At 54.7% G+C, this 12,931-nt stretch carries 9 protein-coding genes and 1 riboswitch; of the genes, 3 read left to right on the top strand and 6 right to left on the bottom strand.

The window, feature by feature from the left end:
* Positions 1-35: 35 nt before the first annotated feature.
* From N909_RS0105555 to N909_RS25590, 6 genes are all read right to left on the bottom strand, one after another.
* Positions 36-2,174, bottom strand: coding sequence for a hypothetical protein (locus tag N909_RS0105555; protein WP_029912606.1), 2,139 nt, complete (start codon positions 2,172-2,174; stop codon positions 36-38).
* 3 nt (positions 2,175-2,177) lie between these two features.
* On the bottom strand, positions 2,178-3,584 hold the full coding sequence (locus N909_RS0105550; RefSeq protein WP_029912604.1) for a YncE family protein: 1,407 nt from the start codon (positions 3,582-3,584) through the stop codon (positions 2,178-2,180).
* 58 nt (positions 3,585-3,642) lie between these two features.
* On the bottom strand, positions 3,643-4,674 hold the full coding sequence (locus N909_RS0105545; protein WP_155005876.1) for a cytochrome C: 1,032 nt from the start codon (positions 4,672-4,674) through the stop codon (positions 3,643-3,645).
* Positions 4,675-4,971: 297 nt separating this feature from the next.
* Positions 4,972-6,129, bottom strand: coding sequence for a hypothetical protein (locus tag N909_RS24445; protein ID WP_051689551.1), 1,158 nt, complete (start codon positions 6,127-6,129; stop codon positions 4,972-4,974).
* Positions 6,130-6,163: 34 nt separating this feature from the next.
* A riboswitch (cyclic di-GMP riboswitch) is annotated at positions 6,164-6,239 on the bottom strand.
* 106 nt (positions 6,240-6,345) lie between these two features.
* A complete protein-coding gene (locus N909_RS0105535) occupies positions 6,346-7,356 on the bottom strand; it encodes an NHL repeat-containing protein (RefSeq protein WP_155005875.1) in 1,011 nt (336 codons plus the stop codon).
* A gap of 177 nt (positions 7,357-7,533) precedes the next feature.
* A complete protein-coding gene (locus tag N909_RS25590) occupies positions 7,534-8,319 on the bottom strand; it encodes a hypothetical protein (RefSeq protein ID WP_155005874.1) in 786 nt (261 codons plus the stop codon).
* 491 nt (positions 8,320-8,810) lie between these two features.
* On the opposite strand from N909_RS25590, the gene N909_RS0105515 reads away from it, so the two are divergent.
* The 3 genes from N909_RS0105515 to N909_RS0105505 all read left to right on the top strand — a co-directional run bounded on the left by N909_RS0105515 (position 8,811) and on the right by N909_RS0105505 (position 12,918).
* Positions 8,811-9,509: a PilZ domain-containing protein gene (locus N909_RS0105515; protein WP_029912570.1), complete on the top strand. Its 699-nt coding sequence runs from the start codon at positions 8,811-8,813 to the stop codon at positions 9,507-9,509.
* Positions 9,510-9,701: 192 nt separating this feature from the next.
* A complete protein-coding gene (locus N909_RS24440) occupies positions 9,702-11,552 on the top strand; it encodes a sensor histidine kinase (protein ID WP_029912567.1) in 1,851 nt (616 codons plus the stop codon).
* Positions 11,521-12,918: a sigma-54-dependent transcriptional regulator gene (locus N909_RS0105505; protein WP_051689550.1), complete on the top strand. Its 1,398-nt coding sequence runs from the start codon at positions 11,521-11,523 to the stop codon at positions 12,916-12,918. The genes N909_RS24440 and N909_RS0105505 overlap by 32 nt, the downstream gene beginning before the upstream one ends.
* Positions 12,919-12,931: the final 13 nt, after the last annotated feature.

The raw sequence follows: 12,931 nt of genomic DNA, 5'->3' as shown, positions 1-12,931 counted from the left end.
TTTCCTGGTGCTTTACCTCGGCAGGCAAAAACGTCTCAGTCATAGTTAATTCTCAGGTTTATCTGTGCCGTCTGGAAATTTTCCGTAGCATTGTTGGATTCTTCATATCCTTGGGAATAGCGCACGATCAGGGTGGCGGAATCGGTGATATCCCAGCTCAGGTTGGGGGATAAGGTCCGGGTCCGATTGCCATCCCGGTCTTCTTCCTCGCCGAAACTGATGTTGCATTGCAGGGTGCCGTCTCTTAACGGCAGCCAACTGACCCCGTATTCCCAAAAAATATCCTTGTCCGCGCCGCTGCCCCGCAGCTTGATTTCGCCACTCAGGCTCAGGGTGTCACTCGGGATCCAGAGCGCCCGGAGCCGCCCGGTTTCGCTGCGTGAGTAGTCTTCGCCCTGATTTTTACTCCACTGAATGGAATAGTCGGCCAGCAGGTTAAAGCGGCGGTGAGGCACCAGGCTGTTCTGCAGCCTTATGAAAATGTTGGAGTTTTCCGGGCCGGAAGACGGGTTTTGCCAGCTGAACCCCTGGTCGAAAGAGGTATCCCAACCTGGATAGAGTTCTGCATTGGTCCGTAAAACGACCGAATTGGTGATGCTGTCGCCCTTCTGTTTTTCCTGATCATAGGTCCCGCTGTAGATAAGGGACTGATTGAGGGTTTCCAGGTAACGTGCGGTCATTTTTGCACTGTAGCTGTAATTCCTGGTCTTATGATCCCCCTGCTCCCAGGTCTCTGCGATAGAGAACCGGCCCGTTCCGGTAAAAATTTCATTGAACAGGTGGATGATGTTTATTCCGTTATTCAGGCGGATGCGTTGATCATCGTCCAGGCTTGACTTTCGTTCCTGGAAATTCAGGTCATAAATGAGACTGGTTTTTTCCGACATTTTCCAGCTGACTCCCAGTTGCCCGTTATGAACCCGGCTGGTCAGGACCGAACCATCGCGCAGATTGCGGGTGACGAAGGCTCGTATCGAAGTGACCTCGACCGGACCGATCTGGTTGGGATTCAGCGGCGGGGTGTAAACCAGCATCACGAATTCATGGGCGGCGCTCGGGGTGAACCTGATCTCCAGGAGGTTTTCGTCCTGCTGGTAGTCAACCGCCGTCACTGTTCTGGTTTGCCAGGACTCCTGATCGTCACTGACATAGACCGCCCAGTTGCCGAGATTGCTGATATTCGAATGGCTGTCCAACTCAGCGGTGAGGGCCAGCTGCAGCATGTCCACCGTGACGGCCTCCCCGAAACCCAGGCCGATGTCGAGGATATCGTTGGCGTTCAGATTCAGATTGCTGCCGAAGTCAGCGGAATCGGTATAATCGACCGCCGGATTGTTATTGCCCGGCAGCGAGTCGTCATCAATGAAATAAAAACTGTTTCCCGAGGGGAACACGGGAAAATCACGGTCGCCATCTCCGGAAAAGGTCTGGTCGGTGTATTCCCCGCGCACTCTTGAACTCAGGGTGACGCGGCCATCCAGATAGCTGTGGTAATATCTGACCCGGCCATTATGGGTGTTGATCAGTGTGCTGGTGTTCTCCTCGTTGTCCTGCTCATTGGTGCGCAGATAGTTATACTGGAATTCGTAATCCTGATAGTCGTAGCGGCTGATCAATTGAAAAATGTCGCTTTCCCGATCCTTGGTTCGTGGTTCGTCGAAACGGTGCGTATTGATATAATTCAGTTCGAGGCGCGGAAAATCTACGGGCCGCCACTCGGCGCGCAGGTTGTAGGAGGTTAAATAGTCGTATTCCGCACCGCTGAATTCGCTTCCCGAGCGCCGGACATTCCGTTCCCGATAACCGCCAATGAGCGAATAGAGCGGGGTCTGTAATTCGCCATCCAGGTACGGCATGACAGTCGTCGTGCGGGTATCTGTATCGAACTGATCTGTTGATACGCTTTGCTTGCTGTTTTCCACCTGTCCGCCTCCGTCAAGGGTCAGGGTCGGGAAAATTTCCTTGCTGATGTCCAGGCGATAGTTCTGCTTAAAGAGGTCGCTATCGTTTTCGGTTTTGTTGCCGCTATCCCGTTCCTTTATATCGATTCTGGACAGGATGTAGCTCCAGTCACCCAGCAGCCTGATGTCATCTGCATGCAGATCGCCGGGCGTCAACAGGATTGCACCAAGCAAAGGGCACAGTGCCATGACCAGCCGAAAGCTCCGCAGCATGGGTTATCTTTCACCCATGACAACGGCTGCGTAGCCGACTGCATCAAGCTCGACAACCGCAATGCGTTTTTTGCTGACAAGGTCGTATTTCTCAAGCCGGGCACTTTTTCCCAATAAGACAAACAGGCTGTTTTCTTCCAGGTCGGGGACCATGGCAACGACCTCGCCCCCGGTCCGAAAGCTGTCGAGGGGGAGTCCCAGTTGGGGGTCAACAATGGCAATCTCTCCGTTTTTCAGGCCGATATAGATCAGACCGGTATTTTTATTCAGCGCCAGGCATTTGGCACCAAAGCCGACAAATATGCTTCTATCAATGGTGAGGTTGTCGGCATCGACGACCAGCAGGTTGGGAGAGTCCGCAGCCAGCAGATAAAGCTGTTTTCCCGCGTTGTCGGCGATTCCTTGGATGGGGGATTCGGCCAGGGTGGCCGTTGTCCGCAGGGTCGCGCGATCAAGATCAATTGCCGCCAAACCATTCGCCTCAGGTAAAATGACAAATGCCAGCCGGCCGGTTGCGTCCAGAAAAACTGGGCCAGGGCGGGTCGAAAACTGAATCCGCTCCCGTTCAATAAGTGAAGGCGTGTCCAAGATGCTGATGCTGTTGCTGCCGGGATTGGCCGCGATAAGAGTTTGCCCGTCGGCAGAGAGGACCAGCTCTTCCGGACGGTCCGCGGAGTGCAGCCGGACTTTTCTTTGAATCTGCCCCTGGCTCAGATCGATAGCCGCTATACTGTCTTCGCCCGCCAAGGCGAGATAAGCTTTGCGCATCCGCTGATCAAGGACCAGGCCGGTTGGCCGGCGACCGGCGGCAAGGATCGCAATCACTGCCGGGGTTTTTTTCTCGAACAGCGTCAGGGTGCCGGTGGTCGGATGGCTGACCAGGCCTTTTAATTTGACCAGCGGCGGCTGTGGTTTATGCAGGGAAAAATGGGCATTTAAATGGTACCCGGCGCTGATCAGCCGCTCCGGCTGCAGGGACAGGAAGAGGGTTTGGTCACTCTGCTGCCGAATCAGGAATTTTTCCGTGATGAGCTGTGGGGTGATTTCGGTCAGCAGGGCGGTTTTCCCGTCCTCCCCCAAGCTGGTTGCCGAGCTGATGGTTATTTTCAGCCCCTGATACTCGCCAGGGGGAAGTTTCGCCGTAAGCAGTTTGGTTTGCCGGGTCAGATGCTGGCCCGGATTCAGCTGTAACGGTTTGTGCAGCAACGGCAGAGCGTGACCCTCGACGGAAACGGCATCCAGGGCTGAAATGGTCAAGGAGAGGCGTTGAGCTTCTTGCGGCATAGGTTGCAGATACAGATGCAAAGTGGCCCCGGGAAGAGCGTCTGGTATTTGGGGAGTTGGTGCCATGGTGCAGGAGGCAACTGTCAGCAGTACCGCCAGCAGCAGTATGGGGAGATGTCTTTTCAATGGCCGATCCTTTTTGTTTGCATCTTTGCCGAACTCTACCTGCCTTGATGCCCTTGAGCTAAGGAGTTCCGCTGCTATGGCACTTCTCACAGAACTGTCCTTGCGCTGCCCCAAATTCAGTCGTGATGTCGCGTCCGTAGTAACTGTTATTGACATCATTTCCGGAGACGCCGCTGTCTCCCACTGCCGGGTGGGAATCAACCAGCAGCGGTGCGTCGAAATCCCAGCGACCCGCAGCTGGAAAAGCCGTTGCGTGAGCTCGATGGCAGGTCAGACAGGTCACAACCGCGGTTGCTTCTGGTCCATTGGTGCTGGTTGGATCGAGCAGCTGGGGATCGTTGGCACCGCGTTCAAAGGGAACAAATTGAAGAAAAGCAGTAGGGTTGATACCGTTCAGGTTCCCGCTGCTGAGATAGCTGTTGTAGCTGCCGGACAGCTCTGTTCCCAAGGGTTCGTCAACCGGATGCTCGAATCCTCCCCCCGCTTTATGTGAACTGTTGAGAATTCCGTTATGACAATTGCCGCACCATGCGCTCATGCCACTGCCATAATCGACATGCGAGGTATCGCTTTCTGCAAAGGGCAACGCCGGATTCTGGCGGGCCACCGGTGCCGGATTGGTGAAGCTGAAACCGTTACTGACATAGCCTGCTCCCCCGAGCATGCGATAGCTCCCCTGTTCGGTCCCTGGTGCCGGGGTTTCGCCATAGGAACCGGAACCTGCCAGCGGCAGCCCTCCTTGCGCCGTTCCTTTGCTGCTGCGACCGTGAGGATCGTGGCAGCTGGTACAACCAAGTGCGCTGGAGGGGTATGTGCCGCCAGGCGCCAGGGTTCGCAGTGGATCGGCTTCTAAACCGAAATCCCGGGCAACGACATTGTGACCATGGCTTGCGGCCGGGCTTTCCCCGCCGTTCCAGGTAAAAGTTTTGGTCAACCAGTAGAAATCGCCTCCCGGGGTCAGGGCCGAACCGTCAAAGCTGAAAACTGAAGGGGAGGTCGCTCCGCCAGGACCGGCATGGCAATTCAGACAAATGGAGCTGGGATCTGAAGCTTTGAGCAACGGCGAGGCTGAGGCTGTTGAGCTTTGCATGCCGTTCTCGCTGCCGTGTCCGCCGCTATGGCAACCCTGACAGGAGCCGACACCGCCGGAATGAAAGGCTGAAAATGCGGCCGGTACAAAACAGAATGACAGGTTGAATATCATTCCTATGACTATGAAACGTGATCCTGCTGTCATGAACAACCTCGATGGTCACCACTTGACCGATCATTCTGCCGGCTGAAGACGTTGTTTCCTGGAAAAAAGGGCCGGCGGCAACATTTCCGCCGGCCCAAAAGGTTAGTTGACTAACCTGTCATAGAGACATTGTTGATGGTGACTGTGGTCTTAGTCCTGTACGTGACACTTGTTACACAGGGAGCGCTGGTATTCACCGTAACCATCGGTGAACGGGCTGCCGGTGCCGGGATCGGCCACGTCAACGCTGGCGCCGTGCTTATAGTAGGCAATGGCAGTAGCCGGAACATTGGAGCCGAGGGAGATCCAGGTTTCAGCGATGAAGGCTTCGGTCTGGTCCCAGCGCAGGGCGTTGCCAAAGGCCGAAGCATGGGCACGGTGGCAGCTCAGGCACATCACTTTGGAGTTACCATCGACGCCAACACCGGCGGTTGCTGCATCGGTCGGATCCGGCAGGTCGCTGGAGGCCGTGGTCACACCGCGCTCAAACGGAACCAACGGGTCGTAAGCGGTGGAAACATCGCCGTTGTAATTGCCGGTGGCAACGTACTGGTTGTAGGTCGCGGGGATGGCAACGTCAGTCGGGTGCATATGGCTGCTGGCGCTCTGGGAATAGAAACTGCCATGGCAGTTGGCACACCAGCCGCTCATGCCTGAACCGTACTGGGTCGAAGCGCCGTCATAGCTGTTGGCGCGGGCGATCGGTGCGTCTTCAGAGAAGCCGACTTTGTTGGAATCGTAGAGAATCCGGTAGTTACCGGCGATCGTCCCAGCCACCGGAACGGCACCGTAGGAGCCGGATACGGAGATCGGCGCAGCGCCGGCGGTTACGCCACCTTGAGCTTGGCCGTGGGGATCGTGGCAGCTGGTGCAGCCGAGATCGGCAGCCAGGAAGGAACCTCCCGGAGCTGCGGTCAGGTTGGCGTCAGCCGCAAAGCCGTAATCAGCAGCAACAATGCTGTGACCATGGTTTGAATAGTCATCAGTTTTCGTGCTGCCACGGACAACATAGGTATAACCATTGTCCTTGACCCAGCTGAAGTCGCCGCCTTCGTTGGTGTTGCTGCCGTCGGCGCTGGCAACATGATAACGCCCGGAACCGTCATGGCAGTTCAGACAGGTGGAGCTGGCATCGGAACCGTTGGTCAGGGCCGGGCCAGCTGCTCCAAAGTTGCCGTTACCGCTACCGTTGTGCATGGAGTGGCAACCGTCACAATGGGCGACACCGCCGTCATGGAAGGCAAAGGCGATTCCGCTCAGGCAAAAGCTGAAAAGTATGGCAGTCGAAACAATAAGCAGTTTTTTCATTTTAAGAAATCCTCCCAAAAGATGGTTTTGGTTCTCCGGCAACCCAGCCACCCCATATGGGGCCTGTGGCTTTGTGTCCCTGCCTTGCGACAGGTTTACTCTTTACGGAGGACGTCTGCTTGGTGCTGGTTTAATTAATGTTTATGACCTCCTTTGCAGTGCTGCGGGCTGCCAGCAGTCAGCCCTGTGTTGGCATTGTTGCTCAAGTCCCGGGGCTCAATCGGTTTCAATGGTGAAAACACTGACGCCCCGGTTGGCAGCTTGAGCAACATAGATTTTATGGTTGCGGGTATCGATGGCCAGGTCGTCGGGAACCACGAGATTTTGCGGTTCCGTGCCCCGATAACCGAACTCCATCTGAAAGTCCAGATTGTGATCAAACATCAGTACGACACAACGTAACCGGTCGGACACGAAGATATTTCCCTGGCGATCTGCTTCAATACTGGCGACAACCCCGAATTTTCCCGGGGCCCCACCGGGAACACCGAATCCTTCAAGCTTTGTTTGCGGAGTTGCCCGGAAAGCGGAAAAAAGCGGCGCGATGGTAAAGTAAATCGTACCCTCCCCATCCACGCTGAACCCGCTCAGATTGGCACCCTTCAGGGTGGCAAGATCGTCCTGAACTTTTTTCAGCTGCGCCTGGTTGCGCGGTTTGCCGGACTCGTTTGCTTTGATCATTTCAGCGATTTCCCTGCGGAAGTCGTAGCGCTGCAGCAACTCGCCGGCCGGGGTTATGGCGATCACCTGCATCGTTTCAGCATCAGCCAGAAACAGGTGGCCTTGCTGATAGTCAAGAAAGTCCGGGGTGAACGATGCCAGCTCTTTTGCCAACTCATTGGCCTTTATCTCCCCAATGGGTTCGCCGCGATAATTGAGCCGTTTGACCGTGGCCACCGGAAACCGATAGAGCACGAAGATCTCGCCATTATCTCCAGAGGTGATATCGACAGCAGAGGTCAGGGCCAGGTTTTCGCCGAAGCCGAAGGTCTGCATGGCCGTATCGCTGAAAATCTGAATGGCGGAATCGGTTCGGTTGAGGGTATAGACTTCCCCCTGCTGCCGATCCACGGCGATGCGTGCCCACTGCGACGCCACCGGACCGTTGAAGTCGGCGAGATGATAGAGGTAGCTGGCCGAGGTTTGGGCCGGTGCCGTAAGCGGGCTCAGGCTGAATAAAACCGTCAGGGTCAGCAACCAGGTTATGTTCAGGCATTTTTTCATCATGGCTTCCAGTCAATGGCAAGTCCTGTGCCAAACCAGGGTAAAATAAAAAACCTGAATGATATTGAAGAAGAACTGTTGCCCGGATGAGAAGGCGCCAAATCTGAACAGCTGAATCTGGGGATTTGACCAGTCTGGATTTGTGGTTTCCCCAAATGCGGAGATGCTGGTTTGTACCGATCAACGGCCGCTGACCAGCCGGTGAGCATCTTCATGGCACTCCAGGCAGCTGCGAAACTGGCTGTGCAACGAGGGGGCATGGGGCAGACCGTGGCAATCCTGGCAGCGAGGGACGGACGGATGCCGGCCTTTATGACAGGAGACACAGTTGATTCCGCCATGATTGGTGTTGGTCGCGGCCAGGTCGCGTCCCTGTTGTAAGTGGCAGATCCGGCAGAGTTTCTCGGCAATATAGCCATGTGGTGCAATGGCCAGGGGCTGGTGGGCGGGGTGACAGAGCAGACAGTCTGCCGAGTTCTGGTTGCTGCCATGGGGCTGATGGCACTCCAGGCAGGCCGGGATCTCTTTATGCTTGGTATGGCAACGATTGCAGAACAGTTTTGCATGTCGACTCGGCTCGTCCGCCATCTGCCTGCCGATGTCGGCATGGCAGGAGAGACATTCCTTGCGGGCTGGTTTCAGCGGATCACGCAAGGATTGCAGAGGTTGGTGCGGGTCAACGTGGCAGTGCGTGCAATGGTCGATCCGGTCATGGGGCTGATCGTTGTGACATGCGTTGCAGTCGAGGGTGAATTGGCCCGTGGCCGGCGGATGCCGGGGGTGACAATCGAGACAGCCGACCTCTGTCGCATGCCGGCCACCGAAGTCGCTGACGACCTGGAACTGGGACGTGTGGCATTTGCCACAATCCGTTGTTTGCAGTTCGGTGGCTGCCTGCAGTAACGAAGGGGCGACAAGCCCTGTCAACAGCAGTCCGAGTAACAGGTTGCAGAGTTTAGCGACCATTTTTGCCAATCCAACCTTCCAACGGGTGTTTGTGGACAGTTGTAGAGACCGCCGGAACGGTCGCCAGGGATCGTCCCTTTGGAACCCCTCACCAGATCCTGAAGTTTCTCTACGGTTTTTGCCGTCTGAAGCAGCGGGCTGAACAACGCAGAAACAATGCCGCGCAGCAGGGTCCATGCTACGCAATCACCATGCCACCGCCGGGCGGTTTCCCTGGCAGACCGGGAAGCCTGTTGAATCGGGCTTTGTCTGCCAGTGTTTTCGAGGGAAGGCTGTGACTGGGCGAAGCCAGAGCAATCTTGTCGGGCATTTCCCCAGACCTATTCTGGTCAATTGCCCAAATCGGGTTGCTGAAGAACCGGATCCGATGAGCTGAAGACCCTTGCTGTCTTCATTCTTCATCATCTTCCAGATATGGAATGGCTTTTGCTGCTGTTGCCCAACATGATGTCATGTTGATGAAGCTATTAAGTATGGTTAGCGGAGGTAAAATGCGTAAGGGGCCCTGGCAAGTCCAGATCATTGACGAGGAGATCGTCATCCTGCTCGCTGTTTCCAGAGCATATCGCAATAAGCCCATTGATATTATTTCGGCGGACAATGCTGATAAAGCCTTGGCGCAGATGGCGGTATTCAATGTCAATCTTTTCCTGCTCGACCTCGATATGAAGGATCGCAGCAGTTTTCACCTGCTTGAAATCATGACCGAGCGCTCACCGGAAATCCCGGTCATTCTGATGACCACTCAGGATACCACTGCCCCGGGGTTGCTGGACAGGATTGCCGAAGTCAGGACCCGGGGGTGCTGGCATCTGCTTGAAAAGCCGTTCGATTATCAGAAACTGCTCAGTTTTATCGATCGGGGGCTTGAGGAAAGCTTGCAGTCAAGCAGGAGTTCCCAACTCTGTGCGACTGCCGGTGCGGCAGAGAAACGCCGTTGCCGGCGTTTCTCCCGCCTGGAACAGATCAATGTCTATCTTGCCGATGAGCAAGAGCCGGACAGCCGTTGCCTTCCTTTTCTCGCCACCTTGACGGATCTGTCCGTTGGCGGAATCGGCCTGGAAACCAGAAAAAAGCTGTATGAAAAGCAACTGATTCACTTTGATGAAAAATTCATGCATCAATCCGGTATGGTGGTCTGGAGCAGGGAAGAAGACCTGGGCCATCGGGCCGGGATCAGTTTTGTTTAACTTATTTGACAAAGGAGTTCGAGCTCTTTAATGGTAATGATTTAGTTAAAATAAAAATTTGTTTTATCTGGCATAATGAGCTGTGCTATTCTTGATCGTTGTAGTTGACAATCCTTCATGAGGTCGACACCCAGTGTAAAGTTTCTTTTCAGTACAACACCCTGCATTGAATTATAGGATGGTTTTCGTGCTATGAAACGACAGGTATTGTTCGGCCTGACAATTATGCTGGTGTTTTTCTTCATTGGCGGCCTCTATATTGTATTTTCCATCGGCGGGGCCACCCAGCAACTGGAAAACGCCGTGGTGATGCACAGCGTTGCCGATTTCAATAATGAAATTCTGAACAATATCCGCAGACTCCAGTCCGATCTGCAACTGCTGGGACGACCGCAGGGGGTCAGTTCGGCAACCGTCTCTCTGCACGCCGACACCTTGTTGGAATCCCTGAACTTAAGCGATGGACAACGGTATTCTGAGTCCATGCTCCAGCAGCAGAATGCGCTGCATAAGTCCATCACCGTTTATATTGAAAATATTGCTGCCCTCCTCCAGACAGAGTATGGCCCGGATGGTTTTGAGCGCGCCAAAGCGGATATCCTCACGCATGGCGACATGCTGGTTCATGCCATCGAAGCCGTGACCATGACCGGTAACAAGCGGCTGACCGGACATGCTGAACATCTTCTGCAGGGGCTTTCCCGGATCAACAATTTTATCGTTTTCATGGTTGTTATCGGCCCCCTGTCCATCTGGTTGTTGACGGCTTTTTTTCTCCAGCGTTTCACCGGTTCCGTTCATGTTCTGGTGGAGGCCGCCAAAGTCCTCAAAGGCGGTCAGCTCGATTATCGTATTGATGGCGGGCTCAAACATGAATTCAAGGAACTGGCCGACTCGTTTAACAGCATGAGTTCAAAACTGAAGAAAGAGCGTGATGAACTGCAGTCTGTTCGTCAGCTGTACCAGACCTTGTTTGAAAGTGCCGGGGAAGGAATCCTGATTTTGGATCTGAGCTTCAGTCGGATCGGCCGGATTGTTTCCGTGAATCAGGCGGCTGCCACGATGCATGGTTATACCGTGGCAGAGATGCAGGAACTGAATATTGCCGATCTCAACAGCGGTGGCGGTTGTGATGAACGCCTGCAGTATGCCCTGAATGGGGTCTGGACCGAGTATGAAGTCGAACGCCGCAAAAAGGATGGCAGCCGTTTCCTGGCGGAAGTCAGTGTCGGACTGCTCGATTTGGGTAACGAAAAATACGCCCTGGCCTTTACCCGGGACATCACCCAAAGAAAAAAGGAAGAAACCGAGCTGCAGCGGGCCAACCAGATGGCTCTGGTCGGAGAAATGGCGGCCGGGCTGGCTCATGAGATCAAAAATCCCCTCGCCGGGATCAAGGTTTCCCTGGAAGTGCTGGCAGATGAACTGACCTTGAGCGAGGAAGATCAGGAACTGTTCAGCCGGGTCATCAACGAAACCAACCGGGTTGAGAAACTGCTCAAAGGGCTGCTCAGCTATGCCCGGCCGCCCAAATTGCAGTTGGAAACGTTTGATCTGAACAAGTTGCTCGACAATTCGATCAAGAACATCTTTATCACCGGCCGCAGTTCCTCCCGTCTGGGGGTGGATATTGAGCGTAGTTACGCAGAAAATCTGCCGCCGATCGAAGCTGATTCGGCCCAGTTGCAGCAGGTGTTGCTAAATATCTTCCTGAACGCCATCGAAGTGATGGATACCGGCGGGCGTATTTTCGTCTCCACCCGTTATCATCAGGATAATACGGTCAAAATCAGCATAGCGGATACCGGTAAAGGGATTTCCGCTCCTGAAGCCAGTGATATCTTTCAACCCTTTTATACCACCAAAAGCAAAGGGACGGGCTTGGGCCTGGCGATCTGCAAGCGGATCATTGAGGAACATGGCGGGAGTATTGGCGCCGCAGGCAATCGTTTCGGCGGCGCAACATTCACTATCATTCTCCCCTTAACCCATCAGCTACAGGATGTTTACGATGATAAAAAAAGGTCGGATTCTGCTGCTTGACGATGATGAGCTGATCATCTCGATGCTGGCCCGGTCGCTGCGTAAAGAGGGGTACGATACCCAATTGCTGTACAGTTCTGCCCGGGCCGTGGAAAAGATTCTTGACTGGCAGCCGGATCTGATGCTCCTCGATATCGATCTGGGGGAAGAGCTGAACGGGCTCGATATTCTGCAGATGCTGCAGGAAGAAGCGGTCAATTTCCCGGTGATTATGCTGACCGGAGACGATTCCAGTGAGTCGGCCATCAAAGCGATGCGCTTCGGTGCGTCGGATTACCTGCACAAACCCTTTAATGTCGAAGAGGTCAAGATCGTCGTCGATCAGTTGTTGAAAAATTCACGCCTGAAGGACGAGGTCGCTTATCTGAAACGTTCGGAAGCCGCGGCGTTTGGCAAGGAGTTCATCGGTGAAGCAGGCATCGTCCGGAAAGTTCTGGCCGATGCGCGAAAAATCGCCGAAGCCGGCGTCCCTTCGGTGCTGATTACCGGTAAGTCGGGGACCGGCAAGGAAGTCCTAGCCCGGAAGATCCATTCCTGGCGGTTTGCGCAGCGCAAGGATTTTGAGAATGTCCCCTATATCGCCATCAACTGTACCGCTTTGCCCGAAAACCTGATCGAAGGGGAGCTGTTCGGGCATGTCAAAGGGGCCTTCACCGATGCCAAGAGTGACAAAAAGGGGGTCTTTGAACTGGCGGACGGTGGGACCTTGCTGCTGGATGAGATCGGCGACATGCGGCCGGAGCTGCAGAGCAAGCTGCTCAGAGTCATTGAGGAGCGGACCGTGCGCCGGATCGGGGGGAAGGTCGATTTGCCCATTGATGTCAATCTTATCGCCTGTACCAACCGGGATCTCAAAAAGCAGGTGCTGGAGGGGCTGTTTCGAGAGGATCTTTATTACCGGCTCAGTTCTTTTTCCATTCACTTGCCCCCGCTCAAGGAACGCGACCAGGATGTTTTGCTGCTGACGCGGTTTTTTCTGGACACTTTTACCAGGAAATATTCCAAGCCGGTGGTCGACAAAATCAAGCCGGATGCGGAGAAGCTGCTGCTGGACTATCCCTGGCCGGGCAATGTCCGGGAACTGCGCAATGTGATTGAGCGTTGCGTGGTCATGGAAAAACTTGACAGCCTGACCGCTGACTGCCTGCCTCTTGATATCGGCGGGCGGCAGTCCCAGTCTCCGGAACGACGCAAGACTTTTCAGATTCTGTTGCCGGAAGAAGGGGTCTCCCTGGAAGAGGTCGAAAAAGAACTGCTACGCCTGGCTCTGGAACGGACCGGCAACAATATGACCAAAGCCGCCGGCCTGCTCAAACTCAGCTACGATGCCATGCGCTACCAGGCCAAGAAACATGATCTGGTCTAGCCGGCTGTGTCCA

The organism is Pelobacter seleniigenes DSM 18267, assembly GCF_000711225.1.
Classification (GTDB): domain Bacteria; phylum Desulfobacterota; class Desulfuromonadia; order Desulfuromonadales; family Geopsychrobacteraceae; genus Seleniibacterium; species Seleniibacterium seleniigenes.
This window is presented reverse-complemented; position numbering and strand designations above follow the sequence as displayed.

What these genes read in the sequence shown, in the direction of transcription:
- N909_RS24440 (WP_029912567.1), top strand. Translation starts at nt 9,702, where the DNA reads ATGAAACGACAGGTATTGTTCGGCCTGACAATTATGCTGGTGTTTTTC.
- N909_RS0105535 (WP_155005875.1), bottom strand. Translation starts at nt 7,356, where the DNA reads ATGATGAAAAAATGCCTGAACATAACCTGGTTGCTGACCCTGACGGTT.
- N909_RS0105545 (WP_155005876.1), bottom strand. Translation starts at nt 4,674, where the DNA reads ATGCAAAGCTCAACAGCCTCAGCCTCGCCGTTGCTCAAAGCTTCAGAT.
- N909_RS0105515 (WP_029912570.1), top strand. Translation starts at nt 8,811, where the DNA reads ATGCGTAAGGGGCCCTGGCAAGTCCAGATCATTGACGAGGAGATCGTC.
- N909_RS24445 (WP_051689551.1), bottom strand. Translation starts at nt 6,129, where the DNA reads ATGAAAAAACTGCTTATTGTTTCGACTGCCATACTTTTCAGCTTTTGC.
- N909_RS0105555 (WP_029912606.1), bottom strand. Translation starts at nt 2,174, where the DNA reads ATGCTGCGGAGCTTTCGGCTGGTCATGGCACTGTGCCCTTTGCTTGGT.
- N909_RS0105505 (WP_051689550.1), top strand. Translation starts at nt 11,521, where the DNA reads ATGATAAAAAAAGGTCGGATTCTGCTGCTTGACGATGATGAGCTGATC.
- N909_RS25590 (WP_155005874.1), bottom strand. Translation starts at nt 8,319, where the DNA reads ATGGTCGCTAAACTCTGCAACCTGTTACTCGGACTGCTGTTGACAGGG.